This window comes from Massilia sp. UYP32 (assembly GCF_050434365.1).
GTDB lineage: Bacteria > Pseudomonadota > Gammaproteobacteria > Burkholderiales > Burkholderiaceae_D > Telluria > Telluria timonae.
Window position 1 is genome coordinate 49,253 of the sequence record NZ_JBNDIK010000013.1, and the last position, 25,262, is coordinate 74,514.

Below are 25,262 nucleotides of genomic sequence, written 5' to 3' on the forward strand. Positions count from 1 at the left end.
TGCCATGATGTGCCTGCGGGGCCGTTTATGCTCGTGTTTGCCGGCTGCCACGCCGCAGGGGCTGGTGGGGCGAGATCGTTTCCTGAGAGGTGTGGTGCGTCCATTCCTGGTGACGAAGGCGCCGCATCCGGGCTGTCATGTCCCGTGTCGCATCGGCAGGCATCGCGGAGCGAAATCTAGCCCCATCCCGGTGTCTGATGACGCGTATTCTTGCAGGAAGCACGCCATCACATGACTCATCTTTGTTGCGAAAACCAAGCGACAGAGATCGAAGACGTTGGATGTGCATGGCATGCGGTCAGTAACGAGGTGGTATATGAAACACGGCCCGCCACCATCTCTTCTGCAGCGAGAACGGCGCTACCGTGGCGAGTCTGGCCATGACGTCAGACACTGCTGCCGATATTTGCCGGCGGGAGGCGGGAAAGTCACGCCTGTCAGGTGCGAACACGGTCAACAGGACGGCTCGGGCAGGAAGAGGACGCTGAGCACATTTGCGCACATCTTCGATAGCCGCCTGCATTGACCGTGCTGCATCGGGTGCGCCGCAGTGGGCAAAGTGCAAGAGGCCCGGCGCACCTGGCGCAGCTGGCGCATCGCAGCGCAGCGCATCGCAGCGCAAGCACGGCATCTATTCCATCATGCGGCGTACCGGCCAGCGAGCGTTCCAGCTCGCGATTGCGCCGGCCAGTGAGCACTGCGGCTTGCGAACACGCCGGCCGGTGAGTGCACCGGTCAGCGCACTCACCGGCCAGCGCACTCACCGGCCAGCGCAGGCACCGGCGAGCGCACTTACCGGCCGACACCGGCCCATTCAATCCGGCGACAGGACCGTGACGGTGGGACGGTTGGCGCGTGGAGCGAGCAGCCAGTCCTTCATCGCCCGGCGGATGCGGAAGGTATTGCGCTCGAAGGCCAGGTAGAACACATAGGCGAAGCCGACCAGGCCCAGCAGAAGCGCGCCGTACCAGAGGTAATCCAGCGTCACGAAGGGATCGAGCTGTTCGCGTCCGAACGTCTTGCCGCCGATGTGGATCGCCAGGAAGATCAGCGGCAGGTGGGTGACGTACAGGGTGAACGAGAACTCCGAGAAGAAGTTGGCGATGTGATTGATGCGCAGGAAGCGCGACGCGGAAGGATCGACCCGCTGGTGCAGCGAGGACAGCAATAGCAGCAGGGGGACGCTGCAGATCATGTCTTGCACGAAGGATTCCGGCACCAGTTCGTTATTGCTGCCGGTCAGGCGGTAATAGCTGAACAAGCCCACCGTCAGCAAGCCCAGCACCACGCGCAAGCCGTTCCCGCAATGCAGCTCGATGCGCGAGAATGCCGCGCCCAGCAGCCACAGCATGAAGTACATCGAGATCATCTTCGGCAGCACGATCACCAGCGCCACGAAGGCGGCCGCGCAGGCGAGCCGCTTCAAGCGGCCATGGCCGAACAGCACCAGGGCCAGCAGCGGGAACTGCACGTAGTACCAGGTCTCGTAGGTCAGGCTCCACAAGGCGTAGTTGCCTCCAAAATTAGGGACGAGGAAAGTCTGCAGGCCGAGCAGGTTGCCGACGAAGCTCGAGGCCGAGTAGTTATTCGACGGCGACAGATCGATCGCCCCGGGCTGCGCCACGCCGATGGCCAGGCCGATCAGCAGGATCAGCACCAGGGTCGGCAGCAGGACGGTCCACAGCCGGGTGACGCGGTCGATCGTGTAGTTGGCGAGGGCGCGCGGCTGGTGCAGGCGGTTCATCAGGCTGCCGCCGACGAGCCAGCCGCTGATCAGGAAGAACACGACCACCGCTTGATGGGCGAAACCGGTCACGAAGGCGAATACCTGGTAAGCGAAGGTCGGGTCTTGCAGCGAGCGCAGGCCCGGATAGATTTCGGAGCGCAGGTGGCCGGCGGCGACCTCGAGCGCGGCGACGCCGCGCAGCAGCGAGAGCGCCAGCGATTGCAGCGGATAGTCGTGCAGGTTGGACTGGGCCCGACAGCGGATCGTGGGAAGCGAGAGGGACGGCATGGTGAAACTCCTTTCTGCAGTGTTAGCAGGCATCCCAGGGATAGGGATGGCTGTTGCCCGACAGCGCCAGGGCCACCAGGATCATCCAGTAGCCGACGTGCGCGAATTCCATCAGCCAGGCGCCGACCGCGAAGACCGGCAGCGACCACCAGATCGCCGGCATTAGCCGGGCCCGCTCCAGGTCGCCGGACCAGGCTGCGCCGAGCAGGCTGACGCCGGCGCCCAGCAGCCAGCCACTGAGCGCCTCGGCGGTCGTATGCTCGCCCGTCGCCACCAGCAGCGCCGCGACGGCCAGGCCCAGCAGCAGGCCGAGTGCCAGGCCCACCCGCGCCGCGACCTGGCCCTGGCGTACCAGCAACACCCAGGCCGCGAACGGATAGAGCGCGCCGACCAGCGTCGCGTGGCCGCTGATCGCCTTGAACTCGAGCATGGAGAAATCGGTGCCCCAGCCCAGGTGCGCGATCTTGCTGCCGCCGACCAGCACCACCGCCGCGCCGAAACACGCGCCCCAGCGCAGCGCCGTGCGCCATGCCCCGGCGGCCAGCAACCATACCGCCAGCGCCGCTCCCAGCGGCAGCGCGACTTCGAGGTCGCCCAGGTGCAGCACGCGCAGCATCGCTTGATCGTCCAGTGACATGTTCAGCGAACGATCGCGGCCAGCGTGCGCAGGATGATCTTCATGTCGATCCAGAACGTCCGTTCGCGCACGTAGCGCACGTAGTAGTGCAGCTTGGCCGGCAGCACGGTGTCGATATAGGCGCGTTCCGGGTCGCCGGCGCGCGCCAGCACCGCGTTCTCGTCCTTGTAGAGGATCGAGGCCCAGTCGGTGATGCCGGGTGCGACCGACAGCACGATGCGGCGCAGCGGCTCCGGATAGTGGGCCACGTAGCGCGGCACTTCGGGCCGCGGCCCGACCAGGCTCATGCTTCCATTGACGACGTTGAACAGCTGCGGCAGCTCGTCCAGCTTGTAGCGGCGCAGCACGGCGCCGGCATGGGTGATGCGCGGGTCGGCGCCGACCGTGAGTTCGGGACCGCCGTCCAGTCTCTGGTGCATGGTGCGGAATTTATAGATCGTAAACAAGCTCGCGCCGCGCCCGACGCGCTGCTGGCGATACAACACCGGGCCCGGCGAATCCCATTTGATCCACAAGGCGATCGCGAGCAGCAAGGGCGACAGCAGCAGCAATCCCGCCAGCGACGCCGCCAGGTCGAACAGGCGCTTGCTCATGACAGCAGATCGTGCAGCGCCGCGATCACCCGCTGCTGGTCGGCATCGCCCATGCGGGTGTACAGCGGCAGGGACAGCATCGCCCCGAAGGCGGCCTCGGCGACCGGGAAGTCGGCCGCGCGCAGGCCGCAACTGCCGCGCCAGTAGGGCTGGCGGTGCAGCGGGATGAAGTGCACGCTGGTGCCGATGCCGCGTTCGGCCAGGTTGGCGATCAGCGCGTCGCGTTCACGCTGCGCCGTGCTCGCGCTGTCCGCGCCATCCGCCGCCGCGCGGTCCAGGCGCACCACGTACAGGTGCCAGGCGTGGGTCGAGCCGGAACCCGGCGCCGGGCGCGCCGGCAGGGTCAAGGGCAGCCCGGCCAGCGCCGCGTCGTAGCGCTCGGCCAGTGCGGTGCGGCGCTGCTGGAAGCGGTCGATCTTGCGCAGCTGCTCGATGCCGATCGCGGACGCGATATCGGTCAGGTTGTACTTGAAGCCGGCGGCGACCACCTCGTAGTACCACGATGGTGTGCGCGCGGTGTAGCGGTCGAAGGCGTCGCGGCTGATGCCATGCAGGCGCATGCAGCGGATCCGTTCGGCCAGGCGCGGGTCGCGCGTGACGACCATCCCGCCCTCGCCGGTGGTCATGGTCTTGTTGGCATAGAAGCTGAACACCGTCACGTCGCTGTCGAGCGTGCCCACCAGCCGGCCGCGGTGGCGCGTGGGGAAGGCATGGGCGGCATCTTCGATCACGCGCAGGCCGTGGCGGCGCGCGAGGCGGCCGATGGCGTCCATGTCGGCCGCCATCCCGGCGAAGTGCACGGCCACGATGGCGCGCGTGCGCGGCGTGATCGCGGCGGCCACCGCGGCCGGGTCCAGGTTGAGGGTGTGCGGGTCGGCATCGACGAACACCGGCCGGGCGCCGAGGTAGCGCACGACCTCGGCGCTGGCGGTGAAGGTCAGGGTCGGCACGATGACTTCGTCGTCCGGCCCGACGCCGGCCGCTTCCAGCGCCAGGTGCAGGCCGGCGGTGGCGGAATTGACGGCGATCGCCTCGACCTCGCCGCCGAGGTAGTCGCGAAAGGCCGTTTCGAAGCGCCGCGTGACGGGCCCGGTGGTGACCCAGCCCGAGCGCAGGCAGGCTTCGACCGCGCGGATCTCTTCTTCGCCGATGTCGGGCAGGGCGAAGGGCAGGAAAGTGTCGGCAGCGGAAGCGGATGCGGTGTGGTCAGGCATGGTGGGTCTCCTGTGCGAGTACGGCAAGGAAGCGTCGGGCCAGGACTGGATAGCTCAGCTGGTCCAGAACATGGCGCCGGCCGCGCTCGCCCAGCGCGCGGCGCGTGCGTGGATCGAGCGCCATCAGGCGCGCCAGTCCCTCGGCCAGGGCGGACGGATCGTCGGGCGCCACGCTGACGCCGCAGCCGGTTTCCGCCACCGGATCGTTGCCGGCCTCGACCGCATGCAGGACCGGGCAGCCCGCCATCATGTAATCCAGGAGCTTGTTGGGGGCGATGCCGAAGCGGTACAGCGGCTGGCGCCGCCACCCGAGGAAGGCGATGTCGAAGCGCGCCAGCAGGGCCGGGATGGCGCGCTTCGGGACCGGATCGACGAAGTGGACGTGGTCGAGCCCCAGCGAGCGCGCCTGGCGCCGCAGCCGCTCCTTCTCGGGCCCGGCGCCGACCAGGACGAAGGACAGCGGCCGCTGGCGCAGCAGGTGGGCGGCGTCGAGCAGGGTGTCGAGCGCATTGGCCAGGCCGTGGCTGCCGGCATAGCCGATGATCAATCGTCCCTCGGCATGCAGCCTGCCGAGCAGGGCAAGGATGGGGACGGCGGCGGGCGGCAATGGATCGGGCCAGCGGGATGGCGCATCCGCATGTGGCGGCGTGCCGGCGGCCGGCCATTCGTCCGGATCGACGCCGTTCGGGATCAGGTGCAGCTTGTGCGGCGCCATGCCGCGCGCCTCCAGGTGTTCGCGTACCCGGGGCAGGATCGAGACGATGGCGTCGGCGTGGCGGCAGGCGTGGTTCTCGGCCGCCTGGAGCAGCATGATGAACGGGTGGTGGCGCGAATGGCCGCCCAGTTCCATCGGCGACAGCGGCCACAGGTCGTGCACTTCGTGCAGCAGGCGCGCTCCCGCCAGGCGGGCGATCCGGTGCGCGGGCCAGATATCGAGCGGATAGGTGCTGGAGGCGATCACGGCTTGCGGCGCGAAGGTCTGCGCCAGGCGCGGCGCCTCGCGCCACAGGCGCGTCACGAAGGCCAGCATATTGCGCACGCGGCCGGCGCCGTTGCCGGCGTAGGCAGGGGTGCGCAGCCAGGTGTAGTGGATGCCGTCGATGTCCTCGCTCAGACGGGCGCGGCCGGCCATGGCGGGACCCTGGCGGCGCAGGTGCGAATGCGAGGCGGCCACGATGTGCACCCGGTGCCCGGCGCGTACCCATTCGCGCGCCAGGTAATAGGGGCGGTACTCCATGCCGTGGTGGACCGAGCCGGCGTAGTGGTTGATGAGCAGAATATTCATATGCAGATGCGTCATGCTCGTCATATGCGCCACGCCATTTCTTCGACCAGCCGGCGCCAGTTGCAGCGGGTGTTCTCGATCCAGTTGGTCTCCCATTGCACCGGGTGGGTGAGCATGCAGATGCGTTCGTAGTGGCCGAGGGCGGCGAAGGGCGACATCGGCGTGTAGTAGACGGGATGCTTGCGGTCGCTGATGTACAGGTCGAAGCCGCGCAGCAATTCGGCGTCGTAGGATTCGCATTCGATGCCGCAGCGGGTGCGCAGCGCGCGATCGCGCAGCAGCTCGTGGTTGATCACGTTCAGGCGGCGGTTGGCGAAGTCGCCGTGGCTGGCCACGGTGGCCAGCGGCGCGCCCAGGCGCGAGGCGATCTGGCCGATATTGCGCGCGAACAGCTCGCGGATCTCGGGAAAGCGCAGGCGCAGCTCGTCACCCTTGCGGATGCGGTGGCGCTTGGCGAAATCGGCGACCTCTTCGTAGTGGTAGCTGGCTTCGCTGCCGGCCGCTTCGATCTCGCGCATGAAGCCGTAGTCGAGGGTGCACAGGCGGAAGTAATAGCTGGCCCGTACCCCGTGGCGCGCCTCGAGCGCGAACATCTTCTTGGCCGTGCGCAGGTCGCTGTCGATGTCATGGCGGTGCACCAGCGTCTTGCGCGGCGCCTCCTGGCGGTTCAGGTTGCGGAAGAAGCTGCGTACCGATACCTGTGCGTAACCGGCGTCGTTCGCCGCCTGCAGCAGCGCCGCGTACTCGCCGAGGCGGCTGGGCATCAGGTAGTCGGCATACACCCGGTTGATGAACGTCTTCATTGCAGCGAATACTGCGCACGGTAGGGCTGGAAGCCCAGGATGGTCTTGAATGTCTTGAGGCCGGGCTGGGCGCCGAAGAAAGTGTCGTACATGACGTAGCGCACTTGCTGTTCGTCGATCAGGCGGCTGATGGTTTCCACCAGCAGCAGGTGCATGATGCCGTGGTTATTGCGATAGCCCAGCATTTGCGAAAAGGCGGCGAAATTGCCATAGATGCCCAGGCTCGCATATGCGACCAGTTTTCCCTGTGGATCGAGAATGCCGTGATGGCGGAAATGCGGCAGCGTGTCGAATGCCTCGCATTTCTCGGTATATTTATGGTCCATTGGCCGGCCTTGCCGCGTATCGAGCGAAGTATTGATGGCGTGGATGTCGTCGATATAATCGTTGCGGTCGATGTCGACGAAACGGTAGCCGCGGTTGCGTGCCCGTTTCGCGTGATAGCCGCCGTGGTTCTTGGCCTTGATCTGCTCATGGTAGGCATGGCGGTCGGCAAAGCGCGACAGGTCGATCAGCGCCGCGCCGACGGTCTTGGCGCGAATGATGCGAAAGCGCGGATGCGGCCGGGTAAATGCGCGGTAGGTGGTGCGGATATCCGCCGGATCGATATGCTCGTGAAAGCAGAGTTTTGCTACCGGCAAACTAATCGCTTGAATAAATGTATTGTAGTGTTGCAAGAACATATTCTCACCTATAAGTCTGCAATACACGATAAGGTGGATTGCCGTGCAATTCCTTGAAACCGATTAAATGATGGGCACCGGCGCAGCATGAATTCATTTATGCCATCTCATGTATTTTTGGAAGTTCAGTGCTGGTTGCTAGGTCAGCTCCAGGCGGTGTGCCAATGGATGCCGGGTCAGGTCGGCATAAAATCGCACCAGCTTCTGCGCCTCGTTTTTCCAGTTATAGGTCTGCTCGACGGCACGTCGGCCATTCGCGCCCAGGCGCCGCGCCAGCGCTGGGTCTTGCGCCAGGCGGTCGATGGCGGCGGCGATCGCGGCCGGATCGCGCGGATCGACGCACAGGCCGCAATCGCTGGCCTCGACGATGGCGCGCCAGCGCGGGAAGTCCGACGCGATCACGGGGATGCCGGCCGCCATGTATTCGAACATCTTGACCGGCAGCGCATCGCGGTAGCTCGCGGTCGGCAGCAGGGTGACCAGGCCGGCGAACGCGTTTTCCATGACCCGGCCCACGCCGGCGCGGTCGAGGTGGCCGAGCGCGCGGACGCGGGCCCAGCCCGGCAGCAGCGCCACGTCGCGCGCAAGCGCCGGGTCGGCGAAGCCGCCGGCCAGGGCCAGCCGGACCGGGGTGCGCAGCAGGGCGCAGGCCTGCACCATCTCGCGGATCCCGCGGATCGCCGAGATGCTGCCGACGTAGCAGATATCGGTGCGCGCATCCCAGCTGCGCTCGGGAGAGAATTCTTCGGGCAGCGGATAGTTGGCGACGTCGATCGTTTGCGCATTGCAGTGCGCCAGCCGCTCGCGGATGGGGGGCGTGGCGGCCAGCAGGCCGTCGAGGCGGCTGCAGGCGTAGCGTTCATAGCGCGCGTACAGGCCCGCGATCGCGCGGGCGACGCTATGTGCCAGGTAGGGTTTGTCGAGCAACTGGGTCGGCACGTCCTCGTGGGCATCGAACACGACGCGCATGCCGGCGCGCCGCAGGCGCAGGCCGGCCGGCAGCAGTTCCGGGTCGTGCAACTGGTAGGCATCGGCATCGAACGCCAGCGCGCGCGCCGCGACCCGGCGCGTGGTCCACAGCATGCGGTCCAGGCGTCCCACGAGGGCGCCTGGACGGCGTCCCACGACGGCGCCTGGACGGCGTCCGGATGGCCCGCCGGCGCGTTTTCCGGCGTCGACGATCCGAACCCCGTCGCGCAGCTCGTCGCCCAGGCCGTCGGCCACCACCAGGATCACCTCATGACCGTGGCTGGCCAGCGTTCGGCATTGCTTGACGAAGATCCTGGTGTCGTAGCGCGGGTGCGCCGAGGTCAGGTGAACGATGCGCGGCATGTTTCCTCTCGTAGGCATAGCGGCTGCAGGCGCCGAGGGTGGCGCTGAGCAGCATATCGGTGAAGTAATGGGACGACAGCAGCAACAGCACGGTCACGCAGGCGAAAGCGAAGGCCAGCAGGAACAGCGGGCGCCGGCGCGCGGCGAAATACTCGTGGAAGAACATCGGCGTGATCGGGACGATGGCGAGCGCGGCCACGTAGAGCATGCCGAACAGGCCCAGGTCGACCCAGGCCGACAGCACGTTGTGCGAGTAGTGGCCGGGCTTGTAGCTGCCATAGTCGCCCAGGATGGGATGGGCGGCGATCGATTGCACCGCATGCACGGTCAATTGTTGGCGCTTGTTGGCCGAGGTCGAGTGCGACAGGTCGAACAGTTCGAGGATGCGGTTCGAGGGCAGGGAGGCCAGGATCTGGTCGAGGTAGAGGCCGATGGCGGCGGCGATGCACACGCCGGCCAGCACGAAGTACAGCTTGTGGCGCGAATAATAGAATTCGATCAGGGGAATCGCGAACAGGAGGGCCACGAACTCGCTGCGCGCGGTGTTGACGAACAGGGTGGCCGCGCCCACGGCATGCAGGACCAGGCGCAGCGGCAGGTTGCGCGTGAAGGTGACCACCGCGAGGTAGGTAAACAGGTAGGAGCGCGAGAAACCCTGGTAGGTGGCGAGCGAATTGGCATCCTTGGCGATGCCGAGCGCCCCGAGGTAGAACACGCCGTCGACCGAGTACGAGAACACGATGGTCGACATCCCCGCCAGGCTGAGCAGGCCAACGACGCGGAAGCGGCGGCTGTCGAAGTCGATGAAGCAGAACTGCAGGTAGACCAGCACCATGAACAGGATGGCCAGCATGTGGTAGGCCACGATGGCGCGGTTGGCGCCGGCCGCCGCATTGACCACCACCACGCCGATGAAGTAGGCGAAGAAGACGCCGTAATGGACGTCGACCAGGGTCAGGCGCTTGGCATCGCGCCGCATGCGGGCAAGGTAGACCAGGCACATCGGGCCGGCAAAGGCCAGCGCCACCGGGGCGAAGTAACCGCCCAGGAAGGCGCCGGTGGTGCCGGTGCCGAGCAGGGTATGGTAGAAGAAGAAGCCCGGGAACAGCATGAAGAAGCAGGCGATCATCAGCCATTGCTCGCGCCGGGCGCGCGCCGCGCCGCGCTGCCGGGCGGGGTCGCGCAGTAGCGCTTGCTGCCAGGTATCGGCCGCGCCGCCGGCATGCAGGGCCGAAGGCGGCGCCGAAGGCGGAGCGACAGGCGGCGCAAGATGCGGCGTGGACGAGGGATTCATGCGGCGGCCAGCCCGTTGCGCGAGCAGTTCCAGGACATGTGCAAATAGACCAGGTAGAGGCACGAGTAGCCGATCACGTACCACAGCACGTTCTCGTGCACGCTGCCCGGCAGCAGGAAGGCGCCGAGGGTGGTGGCGAACAGCGTCACCTGCCACAGCAGGTCGGCCTTCTGGCGGCCGGCCACGAAGAACACATAGCTCAGCGGACTGGCGACGAAGTTCAGCAGGAACAGCGGCGCCATCAGCTGCGCCAGCTCGCCCGCCTCGCGCCAGGAGGGACCGAACACGGTGGCGAACAGGGTCGGGGCGAAAGCCATCAGCAGCAGCGCCGGGCCGATGCCCATCACCAGCAGCGCCTTGAAGGTATGGCGGTAGGTGCGGCTGCAATTGCCGTGCTCGCGGAATTCGAGCACCGATTCGCGCTTGAAGACTTCGAGCACCGAGGCCGCCAGCAGCGACACCGGCGCCGACAGCACGCGCTGGGTGAGCGCGTAGAGGCCGGCGGCCAGCGCGCCGTGGCGCATCCCGATCAGGAACAGCGGCAACTGGCTGACGGCGCCGTTGAGCAGGTTGGACGGCAGCGAGTAGCGCCAGAAGGCCTGGTGACGCCGCAGGTAGGCGCGCTGGTCGGGATCGGGCAGGCAGGCGATGGGCGCGCGCGGCGGACGCAGCAGGCGGCGCGCGTACAGGTAGCCGGCCAGCAGGCCGCACAGGTGGCCGGCGATCAGGCCGGACCCGCCAAGGCCGGCGTACAGCAGCGTGAGCTGGGTGAGGACGATGACGGCGGCCGCCACCACCTTGGCGCGCGCCGCCTTGCCGAAGGCGTTGTGCGAGGTGGCGTAGGCGAGCGTGGTCTGCATGCAGGCGATCAGCCAGGCGCCGGCGCCGATGGTGAGCAGGGCCGCCCATGGCAGGTGCAGGGCCGGTTCGAAGCCGGCCAGCCGCGCCGCGGTGGCGACCAGGGTCAGCAGCAATGCGGCGATGGTGGCGCTGTAGAACACGACCCGGAAGCAGGTGCGCTGGTGCTGTTCTTCGTGGTCGAGGATCATCGCCGCCTCCATGCGCAGGGTGGCGCCGATCGCCGACAGCGCGATCACGCCGAGCCAGACGCTGTAGGCGCCCAGCTCTTGCGGCGTGCACATGCGCGTCAGCAGCGGCGCCGCCAGCAGCGGCAGGGCCTGGGCGCCGAGGGCGCCACCGAGGACGGTGGCGACGTGACGCCAGAATGGCGGCAGTTGCCTCATGAAGTCGTGGCCGGCGTAACGGTCGTTGCGGAGGCCGAGGCAGTGGCCGAGGCAGTGGCTGAGGCGGTGGCGACGGCGGCGGCAGCCGGCGCGGACGCCGCCGCGTCCGTCGTGACGGCCGGCAGCGCGCTGCCCGTCTGGCGACAGGCTTGGAGCAGGGCCATGGCCACCCGCTGCACGCCGGCGTTGTCGAGGAACGGCCCCATCGGCAGGCTCAGGACGCGCCGGGCCAGTCCTTCGGCCACCGGATAGGCGTCCGGCGCCAGGTGGGCATAGGCGGCCTGGCGGTGGATCGGCACCGGATAGTGGACGGCGGTCGGGATGCCGGCGGCGGCAAGCTCGCCGCGCACCCGTTCGCGGTCGTCGACCAGCACGGTGTACTGGGCGTGGACGCTGCTGCGGTCGTTGCGCACGGCGAGGACGGGAATATGGTGGCGCAGCAGGGCGTCGTAGGTGGCCGCGGCGCGCTGGCGCTGCCCGACTTCCCATTCGAAGCGTTCGAGCTTGGCCAGCACCACGGCGCACTGCAGGGTGTCCATGCGTCCGCCCACGCCCAGCCGGGCGTGCACGTAGCGGTGCGACTGGCCGTGGACACGGATTTCGCGCATGGCCTGGGCCAGGGTGTCGTCGTCGGTGAACAGGGCGCCGCCGTCGCCATAGCAGCCCAGTGGCTTGCTGGGGAAGAAGCTGGTGCAGCCGATCGTGGACAGGTGGCAGCTCTGGCGCCCGCGGTAGGTCGCGCCGAAGCTCTGGGCGGCGTCCTCGATGACGGCGATGCCGTAAGGTTCGGCGATGGCGTTGATGGCGTCCATGTCGGCCGGCTGGCCGTACAGCGAGACCGGGAGGATGGCGCGCGTGCGCGGCGTGATCCGCTCGGCGACCAGGCGCGCGTCGATGTTGCCGGTGGCGGCTTCGACGTCGGCGAACACCGGGGTGGCGCCCACCAGCATCACCGCTTCGGCCGCGGCGATGAAGGAGAACGGGGTGGTGATCACCTCGTCGCCGGCCTTGATGCCGAGCGCCATCAAGGCGATGATGAGCGCCTCGGTGCCGGACGACACGGTGATGCAGTGGCGCGCGCCGGTGCGGGCCGCCAGGCGCGCCTCGAGCTCGGCGACTTCGGGGCCGAGGATGTACTGCCCGTGGTCGAGGACGGCCTGGATGCGGCTGTTGATCAGCTCGCGCGAGGCGAGATACTGGGATTTCAGGTCGATGAATTCCATGGATTATCCTCGTGCGGCGTTCTGGCTCGGGCTTGGATTCGGGTCGCTGGCCGTCAGGTCGCGCGCGCCTGACGGGCTGCCAGCCGGGCTGCCAGCCGGGCCGTCGGCCGGGCTGCAGGCGCCGTCTTGCAGAATGTAGGATTCGCCGGAAAGCGGGCAGCGGGCTTCGCCGTTGCCGCGCAAAGGCAGGGCCAGGCGGTCGCCGGAACGGCTGACCCAGCCGATCTGGCGCGCCGGCACGCCCGCCACCAGCGCATGCGGCGCGACGTCGCGGTTGACCACGGCGCCGGCGGCAACGAAGGCGTACTGGCCGATCGTCACCCCGCACACGACGGTGGCGTTGGCGCCGATGGTGGCCCCGCGCCGCACCAGGGTGCGCCGGTATTCGTGCTTGCGCGGCACCGCGGCGCGCGGGTTGTAGACGTTGGTGAACACCATGCTGGGACCGCAGAAGACATCGTCTTCGAGCGTCACGGCGTCGTAGATCGAGACGTTGTTCTGGATCTTGACCCCGTTGCCGATGCTCACGTCGTTGCCGACGAAGACGTTCTGGCCCAGCGAGCAGGCGGCGCCGATGCGCGCGCCGGCGCAGACGTGGGCGAAATGCCAGACGTGGGTGTCGTCGCCGAGCTGGGCGCCGCGGTCGACGATGGCGCTGGAATGGATGATGATGGCCATGGTCAGTACTCCAGCGGCAGGGCGACGCGGCGGCCGTCGCGCGCCGAGCGGTAGGCGGCGACCAGCACCTCGAGCGACTTCAGGCCCTCGCGGCCGTCGGTCTCGGGCTCGGCCTCGCCGCGCAGCACGCGGATCACGTTGTCGTAGTAGAGCGGATGGCCGAAGCCATAGACCGAGGTGGTCTGGTAGCTGGCATCAGCCACCAGGGCGTCGTCGGGATCGCCTTGCGCGAATTCCCATTGCTGGACTTCGTTGACGGCGACGCCGCCGATGCGCGCGCTGCCATGCTCGCCGAGGATGGTGATCGAGCCTTCGAGGTTGCGCGGCCAGGTCAGCATGGTGACGTTCATCGAGCCCAGCGCGCCATTGCGCCAGCGCAGGCTCATCACCCCGGTGTCCTCGACCTCGATGTCGCGCGCCAGGGTGGCGGTATAGGCTTGCAGGCTTTCGATCGGGCCGACGATCCATTCGAGCAGGTCGACGTAGTGGCTGGCCTGGTTCATGAAGGCGCCGCCGTCGAATTCCCAGGTGCCGCGCCAGCCGGCGCTGCGGTAGTACTCGTCGGGGCGGGTCCAGAACACATTGAGGTTGACCATGTAGATGCGGCCGAAGCGCTTCTTGTCGACCGCGCGCTTGAGCAGCTGCAGGGTGGCGTTGCGGCGGTTCTGCTTGACCACGAACAGCCGCACCCCGGCCTCGTCGGCGGCGGCGACCATGCGCTTGCCGTCTTCCCAGCGCGTGGCCATCGGCTTCTCGGTGATCACGTGGCGGCCGGCCGCGGCGATGCGGATCGCCTGGCCCGGGTGCAGCCCGGACGGGGTGGCGAGCACGAAGGCGTCGGCGTCGAGCTCGGCCAGCATGCGGTCGAGGCTGGCATACGGGCGGGCGCCGGTGATGCCGGCCGCTTCTTCGCGCGCGCGCGGGTCGATGTCGCAGACGCCGGCCAGCTCGCAGCGGTCGGCGTGCTCGCGCATGGCGTTCATGTGGTTGCGGGCGATGCGGCCGCAGCCGACCAGGGCGAAGCGGATCTTGCGGTCGAGGATGGGGGGAGGATAGTGGCGCATGCGGGCTCCGGGCGTGGCGGTGGGATCGATGATGTCGGTCGTGGACGATCGGCCGGCCGCTCAGGCCTGCACCACGTTCGGCAGCCGGTTCGGGTAGACGCCTCGGGTGTCCACGATCAGGTTGGCGTACTGGCGCACCAGGTCGTAGTCGAAGGCGCTGTGGCTGGTGGCCAGCAGCACGACGTCGTAGGACGCGAGCGAGGAAGGGTTCAAGGGCACGCTCGACAGTTCGAAGCGGTGCTCGCGCATGCGCGGGAAGACCGGGACGTGCGGATCGGAATAGTCGACCGCGGCGCCGCGCGCGCGCAGCAGCTCCATCAGCGCCACAGAGGGCGATTCGCGCATGTCTTCGACGTCCTTCTTGTAGGAGATGCCCAGCACCAGGATGCGGCTGCCCATCACCGCGCGGCCGCGCTCGTTGAGGGCGTCGGCCACCTTGCCGACCACCCAGCCCGGCATGTCGCTGTTGATCTCGCCGGCCAGTTCGATGAAGCGGGTGTGCAGGCCATACTGGCGCGCCTTCCAGGTGAGATAGAAGGGATCGATCGGGATGCAATGCCCGCCCAGGCCGGGGCCGGGGTAATACGGGGTGAAACCGAACGGCTTGGTGGCGGCGGCGCGGATCACTTCATGGATGTCGATGCCCATGCGGTCGGCGATGATCTTCATTTCGTTGACCAGGCCGATGTTGACGGCGCGGTGGATGTTCTCGAGGAGCTTGGTCAGTTCGGCCGCGCGGGTCGAGCTGACCGGCACCACCGTGTCGATCGCGGCGCGGTACAGGGCCAGCCCGGCTTCGAGGCAGGCACTGGTGGAGCCGCCGCATACCTTGGGGATGGTGCGGGTATGGAAATCGGGATTGCCCGGGTCTTCGCGCTCGGGCGAGAACACGAGGAACACGTCCTGGCCGACGCGCAGGCCGCGCGACTCCAGGCGCGGGCGCAGCTCTTCCTCGGTGGTGCCGGGATAGGTGGTGCTCTCGAGCGACAGCAGCTGGCCGGGACGCATGTGCGGCAGCAGGGATTCGACGGTGCCGATCACGAACGACAGGTCGGGTTCGCGGTAGGCGGTGAGCGGGGTCGGAACACAGATGATCAGGGCGTCGGCCTCGCCCGTGCGCGCGAAGTCGGTGCTGGCCATGAAGCCGGCGGCGCGCGCCGCTTCGATGGCGGGGGCGCCGATGTGGGCGATATAGCTGCCGCCGCGGTTGAGCCGCGCGACCTTGTCGGCGTCGACGTCGATCCCGAGGACGCGGAAGCCCTCGGCGGCGTAGCGCAGCGCCAGCGGCAGGCCGACGTAGCCGAGGCCGATGATGCCGATCACGGCATGGCGGTCGCGCAGCCGGGCCAGCAGCTGTTCCAGGTGGATTGATTGGTTCTCGTCTCGCATGGGTTTCCTCGACAGTGACGGTATGACGGCAGGTATGACAGCAACGATATGAAGGTGACGACGTTGGACGGCGGCGCTGACAGGCCCTAGATCCGGAACGGCACGAACCTGCGGATCAGGCCGGCAGGCGCGGGTTCCTCGGCGGGCGCCTGCGGCAACGGCGCCGGCGTCGATGGCAGGTATTCGGACACGATCGCCTTGACCATCGACTCGATGGGGCCGCGCTCGTGGGTCTCGCAGGCCATCATGAGACAGGTGATGCAGGTCTCGAGCACATTGGGCCGCAGCGCGCTTTCCTTCATGCGCATGATGCGCGGGTGCTCGCTCGGGAAGACGGTGCCGTCGGTGAGCAGTTCTTCGTGCAGTTTTTCGCCCGGGAACAAGCCGATGAACTGGATCTCGATGTCGCCGCGCGGCTGCTGGGGCGTGCGCTCGGTGAGGCCGTGCATGGCGATCATGGTGCGCGCCAGGTCCAGGATGCGCACCGGTTCGCCCATGTCGAGCACGAACACGTCGCCGCCCTTGGCCATGGCGCCGGCCTGGATCACCAGCTGGGCCGCCTCGGGAATGAGCATGAAGTAGCGCGACACCTCCGGATGGGTGATCGTCACCGGCCCGCCACGCGTGATCTGGCGCTGGAACAGGGGAATCACCGACCCCGAGGAACCCAGCACATTGCCGAAGCGGACCATGCAGAAGGTCGTGCCCGTCCGGTTGCCTGTCCCATGGGTCGGGCCATTGGCGGCGCCATTGCCGGCCCCAGTGCCGGCGCCATCGCCAGGTGCGCAGCCACCGGCGGCCCGGGCGGCGGCGGCCTGGAAGATCAGCTCGGCGATGCGCTTGCTGGCGCCCATGATATTGGTCGGCCGCACCGCCTTGTCGCTGGAGATCAGCACGCAGGTCTGGACGCCGTGGTGCGCCGCGCCGGCGGCGATGATCTGGGCTCCCAGCACATTGTTGCGCAGGCCTTCGACGATATTGGTCTCGACCAGTGGCACGTGCTTGTAGGCGGCGGCATGGTAGATGGTGTCGATGCCGCCGGCGGCCAGCACGCGCTCGACCAGGTCGGCATTGCAGACCGAGCCCAGGTGGGCGTGAATGGGCAGGTCGGGAAAGCGCGCCGCCAGCTCTTGCCGGATGGTGTACAGCGCGTATTCGGAATGGTCGATCAGGTGCAGGCGCGCCGGGCTCAGGGTGACGATCTGGCGACACAGCTCGCTGCCGATGGAACCGCCGGCGCCCGTCACCAGCACCCCCTTGCCGCGCACGCAGCGTGCGAACAGGTCGAGCCGCGGCGGCACCGGCGGCCGGCCGAGCAGGTCTTCGAACTTGATTTCGCGGATGGCGTCGCGCAGGACCGACTTGTCGCTGGCCTTGTCGTCGGCCAGGTCGACCAGCCGGGTAAGGATCTTGGTGGGCACGCCGGCCTGGCCCAGGCGCTGCATCAGTTCGCGCAGGCGCTCGGGCGCGGCGGCGGGCAGGGCGATGACGATGGTGCGGATGCCGAGCGCGGCGCCGAGCTCGACCAGGCGCGAGGTGTGGAACACGCGCAGGCCGGCCACGGTGCGCTCGTTCAGCGCGTGCTTGTCGTCGAAGAAGCACAGGGGGCGGTATTCGTCGCCGTCGCGCATGGTCTGGGCCAGCCGGGCGCCGGCCTCGCCGGCGCCGTAGATGGCGACCGCCAGCGCCTTGCCGGCGCAGGGGCCGCGCTTGCTGCGCAGCAGCTTGCGCACGCCGATACGCGACATGACGACATAAGAAAAAGCGATGAACCAATATATTGCCAGCGCGCTGCGCGGAAATCGCGCCTCATTGAGGAATACCAAAGTGAGATAGGCGCATAATATGGCAATGCCCAATGCCAGGCCGGTGAGGGTGAGCAGGCGATGGTCGATAAAGCGGATGACGGCCCGGTATAAATCGGATAACCAGAAAGCCGCAATCGTCAGCACCGCCACCAGTAAATAAGAGCCGGGGCTGAATTGTTTTGCAAGCTGTAAATCGCCACCGCGCAATATCATTGCGATTAAAAAACACATGGGAAGCGCGACCAGGTCGACCGCGATGGCCAGGGCGGCCTTCGCAGTGCGATGCATGGAGACGATTCTTGCGCAAAACTGGTGAGACAGGGTGTGGCGTTGAATTGACATGGCAATCGGCTTCTCGCTGAAAGAGAACGACATGCTGCTGCAATCAAAATAGTGGTTTACTGCACGATCAGTCGTTTTGAATAACGTGCTGTGTTGAATAGGGCTGAGCCGATTGGTTTTGTGTGTATAAGCTTATTATCTGTCTGCGATTGAATGGCAGGCTTGAGGTCACTCAACAGCGGTCAGGGATATAATGCGTGAATAGAGAAGTTGAAGTGAAGAAGTGAATATAAGAAATGGCCTTGAATAATAATTTCCAGCTGCTATTTATTTAATCTGGCGTATTCAGGCAAGGGCGGGATCGGCGAATGCCGACGGGAATGGCGGAAACAACAAGGCGTCCCGACCCGGCAGGCCGGAACGCTGGCGACGCTGTCAGGCCGGGGCCGGGCCTCAGGCCGCGGGACGCCCCGGACGCGGCTGCGGCGCCATCGGCGGCGCCGTGATCCGTTCGTTCAGGCGCAGGAACTTGAAGCCGGCCAGCGCCTGGCCGCGCTTGCCCGCGCGCGCATTGCGTTCCTGGCGTTCGAGCGTACGCCCGATATACGATTCGAACGTTTCCTCGCGCACCTGCGGTTCGGACGAATGCAGGAAGTGGCGCTCGCCGTTCGGTCCCAGCACCACCAGGCCCACGTGCGAGGCCCAGTACTCGCCGTCGCGGGTCGAGATCACGTTCACGAAATCACCTTCCTGCAACTGGCTGGCGATGGCCGCCACCTGTTCCTTCGGCACATAGGCCTGGCGGCTGGTCTCGACCGGGATGTCGCGCACCGTGTTGTGGCGGGTGGCCAGGAAGCGCGTGCGGTCGACCTTCATGTCGTACCACGGGCCGCCCGCTCCGGCCAGCTCGCCGCTGACGTCGGTCACCAGCCACCTGTTGGCCACGTTCCAGTCCATCTCGGTGTAGTGGTTGCGCGTGGCCACGCCGATCACGCCGTCGCGGTAGCGGATCCGCTGCAGCATCCAGAAGAACTCTTCCCACGAGCCGGACAAGGCCATCGCATAGGTGTGCTCGGCGAACACCACGCAGTCGCTTTGCGCCAGGCTGTACAAAGGCAGGCTGTCGTGGATCTCGTAGGGGAATTCCCCCAGCAGGTGCAGCGAGTAGGGCTGGCCGATGTTCTGGCGGCCGATCGCGGCGATACGCTTGCGCAGGTCCGGCTCGGCGCCCTGCATGTGGGCGATGTACTGGCCGGCTTCGAACGGCGTCATCTGGTAGACCTGCTTTTGCAGCAGCGCCGACAGGGGCGTGGGCGGCGGCGCGCCCGGGATGGGTTTGGTGGCGGGCGCGGTCGCGCACCCGGTCAGGACGGCGCTGGCAAGCAGCAGGCAGGCAAGGCGCATGGCGTTCATCAATGTGGGGAAAAAACGTCAAGCTAATCTGGTGCGCCCGGCTTGGGTAATGAAATTTCTTCGCCCAGCCATAACCCCGGGGAGGGCGCCATTTATGTACATTCCTTCAAGTTATATAGAAGCGAACACAAGTGATTATTCACCGGTGAAATGAACATGAATACTCCGAGCATGGCAGCCTTCAGCCTGCCTTAAGTAATAACGATAGCACTATTCCCAGGAGAGAGAGCATGTTCAAGCAGAAGCCGCTCGCAGCGGCCGTATCGATGGCAGTCTGGAGCCTCGCAGCCCTGCCGGCCATGGCCCAGGAAGCCGCAGCGCCGGTGCCGATGCAGACCGTGGAAGTGACGGGCATCCGTGCCTCGCTGGCCAAGTCCCTGTCGGTCAAGCGGGACGCTTCGGCCAACGTCGAGGTGATCACGGCCGAAGACGTGGGCAAGATGCCGGACAAGAACCTGGCGGACTCCCTCCAGCGCCTGGCGGGCGTGGCGGTGCGCACCGACTACGACGAAGCGGAAAAGGTGTCGATGCGCGGCACCAATCCGGACATGTCGCTGATCATCTTCAATGGCCACGCGGTCAGCAGCGCCGACTGGTACGTCGCCGACCAGGCCTCGAGCTCGCGCTCGACCAGCCTGTCGCTGATGCCGTCGCACGTGCTGCAGCAGGCGGTCGTGTACAAGACCTCGCAGGCGAACATCGTCGACGGCGGCCTGGCCGGCACCATCAACGTCAGCACCCGCAAGCCGCTGGCGCAGAAAGAGCGCTTCTCGGGCGTGGTCAGCGTCGGCGCCAGCTACGCCGACCTGCCGGGCCGCTACGCGCCGGACATGAACGGTTCGGTCACCTGGAAGAACGAGGCGGGCACCTTCGGCGTGCTGGCCGCGCTGTTCGCGGAAAAACGCCATGTGCGGCGCGACTCGGTATCGCGCTTCGCCTACGGCACCAACAGCGGCTGGGACGTGATCAACACCAGCACCATGAAGGGCATCACCGACGAATCGCTGGCCGGCACCGGCTATACCGCGGCGGACCTGAACGGCGTGCGCCTCCCGGGTTCGATGAGCTCGGAATTCGTGGAAGGCGTGCGTGACCGCAAGGGCGGCATGCTGTCGCTGCAGTTCAAGCCGAACCGCGACCTCGACGTCACCATGACCGGTTTCCACTCCGCGATGGAGGCCAACAACCACGGCCGCCTGACGTCGAGCGCCATCTACTCCATGCTGCTCGGTAAGAACGCGCCGCTGGGCGGCACCACCGCCGCCGCCGTCAACACCAGCCACAACGGCCAGCAGGTCTTCGCCCAGATCCGCAACCCGGTCATCGTCGACGAAACCACCGTCTACGGCCACCCGCTGAAGGTGCTGAAGGCCGCCGACATCGTCTTCGCCGACGGCACCAGCCCCCAGTACGTGGGCAACTCGGAGGGCTTCTACCGCGACGGCGCCAAGGCCGAGAGCTCCTTCCTCGACCTCGACGCGAAGTACCGCGTCAACGACGACCTCACCGTCAAGACCCTGCTGTCGACCACCCGCGGCGTCGGCCAGACCCGGCTCGACCAGGGCCTGACCCTGGCGCGCTACGGCACCGGCATCTCGTACGCGCTGGGCGACCTGCACGACGCGCCGTTCGTGCAGTACCATAACGCCGGCAGCAACCAGCCCGGCCTGAACGCGGACGGCAGCGGCTACACCATCGTCGACCGCGCCGCGTCGGGCGTCAAGACCGTCGACAAGGAGTGGAGCGCGCAGTTCGACGCCGAATACCGCGTCGACCGCGGTTTCCTGCAGTCGCTGGCAAGCGGCGTGCGCTTCGCCGATCACAAGCGCACCAGCGGCCGCCGCGGCCCCGCCTTCCGCAACGGCATCACGCTCGACCCGGTCACCGGCCGCGTGATCTCCAACACGCCGACGCCGCTCACCGGCTGGCAGGCATTCCCGGGCGACTTCGGCAAGGACCTCGACGGCCCGGCCGGCTGGGACAACACCGGCTTCACCTACACCCCGGAAGGCATCAAGGACTACATCGCCAGCAATACCAAGGTCACCAGCGACGCCTGGGAACGCCGCGTGAACTCCGAGATCGACATGCAGGAGCGCCAGAGCGCGGCCTACGTGATGGCCAACCTGGAAGGCGAGCGCTGGTCGGGCGACGTCGGCGTGCGCTTCACCCGCACCGAGGTCAAGGCGAACATCGCCACCCCGATCCCGTCCGGCGCCTGCCAGCGCGTGGAGCCGGGCCAGCCGGCGATCACCTGCGCCGCCTATCCGGGCGCGATCACCGATGCCGGCGACGCCACCGCCTACTTCGACGGCGTGCCGTTCAATCCGAATGCCGGCATCCTGTACTACAAGACGCCGACCAAGCGCACCTTCGACAACTGGCTGCCGAGCATGAACCTGCGCTACGACATGGGCAACGACATGCTGGCGCGCTTCGGCGTCAGCCGCACCATCGGCCGCCAGAACTACAACCTGCTGGGCAGCGGCTTCGGCACGCCGGGCTGCGACGCCAACGGCTGCCGCGTGACCGGTCCGAACCCGGACATGGAGCCGCAAACCTCGGACAACGTCGACCTGTCGTGGTCGTGGTATTTCGCGCCGCGTTCGATCGTGGCGGTGAGCGTGTTCCACTCGTCGATCGACGGCTATCCGAAGACCGGCGCGGTCGGCAGCGCCACCGTCGACCTGCTCGATCCGCGCGACCAGACCGTGAAGACCTTCTTCATCAACACGGCCTCGCAGCAGGGCGCCAGGATCAACGGCATCGAGCTGCAGTACGAGCAGCCGTTCGGCAAGACCAATTTCGGCTTCACCTCCAACGTCAGCCGCGCCAAGACAAAGGTCGACGACGGCCGTCCGATGGTGGGCGCATCCGAATGGACCGGCAACGTCGGCCTGTACTACGAAGACGACAAGCTGTCGACGCGCCTGGTGGCGAACTACCGTGGCGAGTACGTGAACAGCACCACCGCGCCGTCGCCGACCGCCAACAGCCAGGGCCTCTCGGTGATCAACGGCATCGCGATGCCGACCGCGCCGGCCTATGCCGACGCGGTGACCACGCTGGCGTTCTCCGCCAACTACTACTTCACCAAGAACCTGGAACTCGCGTTCAGCGCGACCAACCTGACCAATGCCAAGCGCGCCCAGTATCGCTACAGCGAAGAAGAGCAGCAGAAGTTGGATGTCAGCGGTCGCCAGTACTACCTGAACCTGCGCTACAAGTTCTGATCGGGCAGGGCACGGTAAAAGGGAAGCATCGGCTTCCCTTTTTTTTTCGTGCGTGACGGTCCCGCCGCGCGCATGACATGGCCTGCTCGGCCGTATTGACGCGCACAGTGTGCGTCACCTAACGGTGCAATGGCTGCGGTTTCGATAAGATGCACCTGTCTGAGTGAGGAACGCGCGATTCGATTCGCTGCCATCCGAAACCTCAACAGGTTAGCCGGTCGCCTCGAGGATCGGCACCAATTTCAGGGCCGCGCCGCCGCTGGTGCAGGCGCGGCCCGTAACGGAAGCGGAGGTTGCCATGTACGATGTCAAGCATCCACCCAAGCACCTGGTGCGCGCCTATCTCGAACGTCGCTCGCGCGACCCGAAACCGCCGCCGACCCCGGAAGAAATCCGGCGCCAGCTTGGCTGGGGCATGCTGATGCCGGCCGACCTCAAGTTGGGCACCAACCGCTCCTGAATGTCACTTTTTCCGCGCCGACGTCCCGCGAGGACGCGGCGCCCAGCCCCACCACAGGAGACATCCATGACCAGCAAGATCGGCAGCAAACACATCGCCCAGCACCGCGGCAAGAAGGAACGCCTCGAGATCAAGCGCGCCAACGTGGCGCGCGAAGCGGTACGCCAGGCTGAAGCCCGCGCCAAGTACCGCAACCAGCCGAAAGGCCAGGCCCAGCGCGAGCAGGCGCAGACGGCCGCCTGATCCACCCCGTACGCCTTATTTGGCCCGCCTGCGGCCCGCCCGCGAGGCGGGCCTTTTTACGTCCATCCTCCCCGATCTTCTTCATTCGCCGCCGCGCGCCGCGCGCGCTCGCCATTCGCCGCCTTCCACCCGCCATTCGCCGAATAGCGCTTTCGCGATTGCCTTCCCGCTTGTTATCGTGTATCCAGTTCGATAACGAGAGGAGTGACGCAATGGATACTGAAGACGCCTATCGCTGGCGCAAGCAGGTGCTGTGGGGCCTGCTCCTGATCGTGGTGGGCGCGGTGGTGCTGCTCGACCGCCTGCACTATATCGACGCCCAGGACTACTGGCATTACGCCCCCTTGCTGCTGGTCGTGGTCGGCATCGGCCAGACCATCGGCTACCCGAGCCCGAAGGAGTTCAGCAGCGGCTTATGGACCGTGTTCACCGGCCTGTGGCTGTTCGCCGTGCTGGAGAACGCCTTCGGCCTGACCTTCCGTAACAGCTGGCCGCTGTTCATCCTGATGTGGGGCGTCAAGCTGGTGCTGGATCCGTTCATCGCGCGCCGCTTCGCCAACAACCAAAGGAACCGCCATGAAAAATGATCCGCATGCCAAAGGCGTGACGAGCCAGGTCGTGCTCGGCCTGCTCGTGATCGGGATGGGGCTGCTGTTCCTGCTCGATAACCTGGGCTTCGTCGACATGCACCGCGCGTTTTCGTTCTGGCCGATGGTGTTCGTCATCGTCGGCGCCGTCAAGCTGTGCGACACCCGCACCCAGGGCGGCATCCTGCTCGGGGCCGGGCTGGTCGGCGTGGGCATCCTCCTGATGCTGGACCGGATGGACATCATCGACTTCAGCTGGCGCACCATCTGGCCGCTGGTCCTGATCGGCTTCGGCGCCTTGCTGGTGGCGAAGGCGGTGCGCAGCAAGCGCGCGCTGGAACACGGCGTGGCGTTGGCCGACGGCGCGCCCGCCGGCGCCGGCGAGGTGCTGGACATCACCGCCATCCTGGGCGGCTACGAGCGCCGCGTCACGACCCGGAACTTTCGCGGCGGCGAGATCACGGCGGTGATGGGCGGCTGCGAACTCGATATGCGCGGCGCGTCGATCCAGGGCGAGGCGGTGATCAATGTGTTCGCCTTCTGGGGCGGCGTTTCCATCAAGTGCCCGCCCGACTGGGCCATCGTGTTGCACGGCACGCCGATCCTGGGCGGCTTCGAGGAAAAGACCATCGCGCCGCCGGACGACGCCAAGCGGCTGGTCATCCGCGGCTACGCGATCATGGGTGGCGTGGAAATCCGCAACTGATGGGCGGCGGATTCTGGGCGCGGCGCGGCGCCGCGCTGTACCTGGCGGCCTGGCTGATGCTGGGGCTGATGCTGGCCGGGCTGCTGTCCGCCACCGGCGGCGCCGGCCTGGCGCCCAGTCTCCTGTTCGTGCTGCCGCTCGTGCTGGTCTACGCCGCCGTGTGCGGCTTCTCGGCGTATTACCTGTGCCGCGCCTATCCGCTGGCGCGCAAGTCGACGCCGGCGGTGCTGGGCGTGTTCTTCCTCACCGCCGTGTGCGCGGCCCTGCTGTGGTGCGCCGCGGCGTCCGGCTGGGCCGCCTGGTGGCAGTGGCTGGCGCCGGCCGGTGACGGCGTGACGATGTCGCGGCCGCTGACGGCGGTGATGTTCGGCGTCGGCGTGCTGCTGTACGGGATGACCGCCTGCGCCCACTACCTGGCGCTGGAGTTCGAGCGCGCGCGCGGCCTTGAGCGGCGCGAGCTCGAACTCAAGCTCCTGGCCCAGGACGCCGAACTGCGCATGCTGCGCACCCAGGTCGATCCGCATTTCCTGTTCAACAGCCTCAATTCGATCAGCGCGCTGACCGCGATCGACGCCGGCGCGGCGCGCGACATGACCTTGCAGCTGGCGGGCTTCTTTCGCCATACGCTGGGACTCGAGGCGCACCGCAAGGTGACGCTGGCCCAGGAGGTGGCGCTGGTCGGGCGCTTCGTGGCGATCGAGCAGGTGCGCTTCGGGCCACGCCTGGGCGTCGAGCGCCACGTGGACCGGGAGGCCGAGGCTTGCCTGCTGCCGCCCATGATCCTGCAGCCGCTGGTCGAGAACGCGGTCAAGCACGGCATCGGCCAGCTGCCCGAGGGCGGCGTGGTGCGGGTGCACGTCGAGCGCGCCGGTTCGCGGCTCAGGCTGCGGGTGGAAAACGACGTCGACCCGGATGGCGCGGATGGGACCAATGCGGCTGCGGGCGGCGGCGTCGGCCTGGCCAATGTGCGTGCGCGCCTGCTGGCGGAGTACGGGATCGACGCGAGCGTGCATGCGGCGCGCGTCGACAATATTTTCAGGGTGGAGCTGGCGCTGCCCGCCGACACAGGAGAATGAG

General features: G+C 67.1%; 22 protein-coding genes. 6 read left to right on the top strand and 16 right to left on the bottom strand.

What is annotated here, in order from left to right; all coding sequences use genetic code 11:
* Positions 1–814 precede the first annotated feature (814 nt).
* The 16 genes from ABIB42_RS11920 to ABIB42_RS11995 form a co-directional block, all read right to left on the bottom strand.
* Positions 815–2,014, bottom strand: a complete 1,200-nt coding sequence (locus tag ABIB42_RS11920; RefSeq protein WP_184237854.1) for an acyltransferase family protein — start codon at positions 2,012–2,014, stop codon at positions 815–817.
* Positions 2,015–2,036: 22 nt separating this feature from the next.
* Positions 2,037–2,651, bottom strand: a complete 615-nt coding sequence (locus ABIB42_RS11925; protein WP_051205155.1) for a hypothetical protein — start codon at positions 2,649–2,651, stop codon at positions 2,037–2,039.
* Between the two features lie 2 nt (positions 2,652–2,653).
* Positions 2,654–3,244 (bottom strand): sugar transferase, encoded by a 591-nt coding sequence (locus ABIB42_RS11930; RefSeq protein ID WP_005669810.1) that lies wholly within the window; start codon positions 3,242–3,244, stop codon positions 2,654–2,656.
* Positions 3,241–4,458: a DegT/DnrJ/EryC1/StrS family aminotransferase gene (locus ABIB42_RS11935; RefSeq protein ID WP_005669812.1), complete on the bottom strand. Its 1,218-nt coding sequence runs from the start codon at positions 4,456–4,458 to the stop codon at positions 3,241–3,243. The genes ABIB42_RS11930 and ABIB42_RS11935 overlap by 4 nt, the downstream gene beginning before the upstream one ends.
* Positions 4,451–5,743, bottom strand: a complete 1,293-nt coding sequence (locus ABIB42_RS11940) for a glycosyltransferase family 4 protein (protein WP_040777862.1) — start codon at positions 5,741–5,743, stop codon at positions 4,451–4,453. Before ABIB42_RS11940 ends, ABIB42_RS11935 begins: the two co-directional genes overlap by 8 nt.
* 20 nt (positions 5,744–5,763) lie before the next feature.
* Positions 5,764–6,546 carry a hypothetical protein gene (locus ABIB42_RS11945; RefSeq protein ID WP_184237849.1) on the bottom strand — a complete coding sequence of 261 codons (783 nt, stop codon included), beginning with the start codon at positions 6,544–6,546 and terminating at the stop codon, positions 5,764–5,766.
* On the bottom strand, positions 6,543–7,256 hold the full coding sequence (locus tag ABIB42_RS11950; RefSeq protein ID WP_184237847.1) for a hypothetical protein: 714 nt from the start codon (positions 7,254–7,256) through the stop codon (positions 6,543–6,545). Before ABIB42_RS11950 ends, ABIB42_RS11945 begins: the two co-directional genes overlap by 4 nt.
* A gap of 111 nt (positions 7,257–7,367) precedes the next feature.
* Entirely contained in the window at positions 7,368–8,561 is a 1,194-nt protein-coding gene (locus ABIB42_RS11955) for a glycosyltransferase (protein ID WP_429248403.1), read from the bottom strand.
* Positions 8,467–9,855, bottom strand: coding sequence for a hypothetical protein (locus tag ABIB42_RS11960; RefSeq protein ID WP_429248404.1), 1,389 nt, complete (start codon positions 9,853–9,855; stop codon positions 8,467–8,469). The genes ABIB42_RS11955 and ABIB42_RS11960 overlap by 95 nt, the downstream gene beginning before the upstream one ends.
* A complete protein-coding gene (locus ABIB42_RS11965) occupies positions 9,852–11,099 on the bottom strand; it encodes a lipopolysaccharide biosynthesis protein (protein ID WP_313633033.1) in 1,248 nt (415 codons plus the stop codon). Before ABIB42_RS11965 ends, ABIB42_RS11960 begins: the two co-directional genes overlap by 4 nt.
* On the bottom strand, positions 11,096–12,322 hold the full coding sequence (locus ABIB42_RS11970) for a DegT/DnrJ/EryC1/StrS family aminotransferase (protein WP_429248405.1): 1,227 nt from the start codon (positions 12,320–12,322) through the stop codon (positions 11,096–11,098). Before ABIB42_RS11970 ends, ABIB42_RS11965 begins: the two co-directional genes overlap by 4 nt.
* Positions 12,323–12,325: 3 nt before the next feature.
* Entirely contained in the window at positions 12,326–13,000 is a 675-nt protein-coding gene (locus ABIB42_RS11975) for an acyltransferase (protein ID WP_273029295.1), read from the bottom strand.
* A 2-nt stretch (positions 13,001–13,002) separates the two neighbouring features.
* Positions 13,003–14,064, bottom strand: a complete 1,062-nt coding sequence (locus tag ABIB42_RS11980) for a Gfo/Idh/MocA family protein (protein WP_005669828.1) — start codon at positions 14,062–14,064, stop codon at positions 13,003–13,005.
* A gap of 60 nt (positions 14,065–14,124) precedes the next feature.
* On the bottom strand, positions 14,125–15,453 hold the full coding sequence (locus ABIB42_RS11985) for a nucleotide sugar dehydrogenase (RefSeq protein ID WP_313633027.1): 1,329 nt from the start codon (positions 15,451–15,453) through the stop codon (positions 14,125–14,127).
* An 86-nt stretch (positions 15,454–15,539) separates the two neighbouring features.
* The gene (locus ABIB42_RS11990; protein WP_429248406.1) at positions 15,540–17,603 is read right to left on the bottom strand and encodes a polysaccharide biosynthesis protein; all 2,064 of its coding nucleotides are present in this window, start codon (positions 17,601–17,603) and stop codon (positions 15,540–15,542) included.
* A gap of 393 nt (positions 17,604–17,996) precedes the next feature.
* Positions 17,997–18,956: an N-acetylmuramoyl-L-alanine amidase-like domain-containing protein gene (locus ABIB42_RS11995; RefSeq protein ID WP_429248407.1), complete on the bottom strand. Its 960-nt coding sequence runs from the start codon at positions 18,954–18,956 to the stop codon at positions 17,997–17,999.
* A 230-nt stretch (positions 18,957–19,186) separates the two neighbouring features.
* Here ABIB42_RS11995 and ABIB42_RS12000 point away from each other — a divergent pair, with 230 nt between their 5' ends.
* From ABIB42_RS12000 to ABIB42_RS12025, 6 genes are all read left to right on the top strand, one after another.
* Positions 19,187–22,189, top strand: a complete 3,003-nt coding sequence (locus ABIB42_RS12000; protein ID WP_429248408.1) for a TonB-dependent receptor — start codon at positions 19,187–19,189, stop codon at positions 22,187–22,189.
* A 298-nt stretch (positions 22,190–22,487) separates the two neighbouring features.
* The gene (locus ABIB42_RS12005) at positions 22,488–22,649 is read left to right on the top strand and encodes a hypothetical protein (protein ID WP_005669836.1); all 162 of its coding nucleotides are present in this window, start codon (positions 22,488–22,490) and stop codon (positions 22,647–22,649) included.
* A gap of 66 nt (positions 22,650–22,715) precedes the next feature.
* Complete coding sequence (locus ABIB42_RS12010) at positions 22,716–22,892, top strand: hypothetical protein (RefSeq protein ID WP_177185564.1); 177 nt, start codon at positions 22,716–22,718, stop codon at positions 22,890–22,892.
* A 212-nt stretch (positions 22,893–23,104) separates the two neighbouring features.
* Positions 23,105–23,479 (top strand): LiaI-LiaF-like domain-containing protein, encoded by a 375-nt coding sequence (locus tag ABIB42_RS12015; protein ID WP_005669839.1) that lies wholly within the window; start codon positions 23,105–23,107, stop codon positions 23,477–23,479.
* Positions 23,469–24,185 carry a LiaI-LiaF-like domain-containing protein gene (locus tag ABIB42_RS12020; RefSeq protein ID WP_313633021.1) on the top strand — a complete coding sequence of 239 codons (717 nt, stop codon included), beginning with the start codon at positions 23,469–23,471 and terminating at the stop codon, positions 24,183–24,185. Before ABIB42_RS12015 ends, ABIB42_RS12020 begins: the two co-directional genes overlap by 11 nt.
* Positions 24,185–25,261: a sensor histidine kinase gene (locus ABIB42_RS12025; RefSeq protein ID WP_005669841.1), complete on the top strand. Its 1,077-nt coding sequence runs from the start codon at positions 24,185–24,187 to the stop codon at positions 25,259–25,261. Before ABIB42_RS12020 ends, ABIB42_RS12025 begins: the two co-directional genes overlap by 1 nt.
* Position 25,262: the final 1 nt, after the last annotated feature.

Bases quoted from the DNA above. Each gene is read 5' to 3' on its own strand.
- ABIB42_RS11955 (WP_429248403.1), bottom strand. From the start codon at position 8,561: ATGCCGCGCATCGTTCACCTGACCTCGGCGCACCCGCGCTACGACACC.
- ABIB42_RS12025 (WP_005669841.1), top strand. From the start codon at position 24,185: ATGGGCGGCGGATTCTGGGCGCGGCGCGGCGCCGCGCTGTACCTGGCG.
- ABIB42_RS11970 (WP_429248405.1), bottom strand. From the start codon at position 12,322: ATGGAATTCATCGACCTGAAATCCCAGTATCTCGCCTCGCGCGAGCTG.
- ABIB42_RS12020 (WP_313633021.1), top strand. From the start codon at position 23,469: ATGAAAAATGATCCGCATGCCAAAGGCGTGACGAGCCAGGTCGTGCTC.
- ABIB42_RS12015 (WP_005669839.1), top strand. From the start codon at position 23,105: ATGGATACTGAAGACGCCTATCGCTGGCGCAAGCAGGTGCTGTGGGGC.
- ABIB42_RS11990 (WP_429248406.1), bottom strand. From the start codon at position 17,603: ATGTCAATTCAACGCCACACCCTGTCTCACCAGTTTTGCGCAAGAATC.
- ABIB42_RS12005 (WP_005669836.1), top strand. From the start codon at position 22,488: ATGTACGATGTCAAGCATCCACCCAAGCACCTGGTGCGCGCCTATCTC.
- ABIB42_RS11935 (WP_005669812.1), bottom strand. From the start codon at position 4,458: ATGCCTGACCACACCGCATCCGCTTCCGCTGCCGACACTTTCCTGCCC.
- ABIB42_RS12010 (WP_177185564.1), top strand. From the start codon at position 22,716: ATGACCAGCAAGATCGGCAGCAAACACATCGCCCAGCACCGCGGCAAG.
- ABIB42_RS11920 (WP_184237854.1), bottom strand. From the start codon at position 2,014: ATGCCGTCCCTCTCGCTTCCCACGATCCGCTGTCGGGCCCAGTCCAAC.
- ABIB42_RS11985 (WP_313633027.1), bottom strand. From the start codon at position 15,453: ATGCGAGACGAGAACCAATCAATCCACCTGGAACAGCTGCTGGCCCGG.
- ABIB42_RS11940 (WP_040777862.1), bottom strand. From the start codon at position 5,743: ATGAATATTCTGCTCATCAACCACTACGCCGGCTCGGTCCACCACGGC.
- ABIB42_RS11945 (WP_184237849.1), bottom strand. From the start codon at position 6,546: ATGAAGACGTTCATCAACCGGGTGTATGCCGACTACCTGATGCCCAGC.
- ABIB42_RS11960 (WP_429248404.1), bottom strand. From the start codon at position 9,855: ATGAATCCCTCGTCCACGCCGCATCTTGCGCCGCCTGTCGCTCCGCCT.
- ABIB42_RS11965 (WP_313633033.1), bottom strand. From the start codon at position 11,099: ATGAGGCAACTGCCGCCATTCTGGCGTCACGTCGCCACCGTCCTCGGT.
- ABIB42_RS12000 (WP_429248408.1), top strand. From the start codon at position 19,187: ATGTTCAAGCAGAAGCCGCTCGCAGCGGCCGTATCGATGGCAGTCTGG.
- ABIB42_RS11995 (WP_429248407.1), bottom strand. From the start codon at position 18,956: ATGAACGCCATGCGCCTTGCCTGCCTGCTGCTTGCCAGCGCCGTCCTG.
- ABIB42_RS11975 (WP_273029295.1), bottom strand. From the start codon at position 13,000: ATGGCCATCATCATCCATTCCAGCGCCATCGTCGACCGCGGCGCCCAG.
- ABIB42_RS11930 (WP_005669810.1), bottom strand. From the start codon at position 3,244: ATGAGCAAGCGCCTGTTCGACCTGGCGGCGTCGCTGGCGGGATTGCTG.
- ABIB42_RS11925 (WP_051205155.1), bottom strand. From the start codon at position 2,651: ATGTCACTGGACGATCAAGCGATGCTGCGCGTGCTGCACCTGGGCGAC.
- ABIB42_RS11980 (WP_005669828.1), bottom strand. From the start codon at position 14,064: ATGCGCCACTATCCTCCCCCCATCCTCGACCGCAAGATCCGCTTCGCC.